Source organism: Citrobacter sp. TBCS-14, from assembly GCF_005280805.1.
GTDB classification, from domain to species: Bacteria; Pseudomonadota; Gammaproteobacteria; order Enterobacterales; family Enterobacteriaceae; genus Citrobacter; species Citrobacter gillenii.
The window spans coordinates 315-536 of sequence record NZ_SZWM01000977.1; the positions used below are offsets into that span (position 1 = coordinate 315).

Sequence of the window (222 nt, forward strand, 5' to 3'; positions counted from 1 at the left end):
ATGAATGGGCCCAGATGTGGAGATTGATAAAAGGTGGTATGGACAGAAAGCAGGTAGCGATCATATACGATGTTGGTGTTTCAACGCTGTATAAGAAATTCCCTGTAGGTGGTTCATGATCCCGCTACAGCACGTTTTTACAATCAAGCTGTAGCGGACAGAATTTTATTCACTGACTAACCAGAACTCAGCCTCTTCAAACATTTCCTGAACTGTCCGGCT

The 222-nt window shown here is 43.7% G+C and carries 1 protein-coding gene; it reads left to right on the forward strand.

Translation table 11 applies throughout. From position 1 onward, the window contains the following. Positions 1–14 precede the first annotated feature (14 nt). Complete coding sequence (locus FDX22_RS22470) at positions 15–119, forward strand: helix-turn-helix domain-containing protein (RefSeq protein WP_370317727.1); 105 nt, start codon at positions 15–17, stop codon at positions 117–119. Positions 120–222 lie beyond the last annotated feature (103 nt).

Excerpts from the sequence above, each read along its gene's own strand:
- FDX22_RS22470 (WP_370317727.1), top strand. The coding sequence starts at position 15 with ATGTGGAGATTGATAAAAGGTGGTATGGACAGAAAGCAGGTAGCGATC.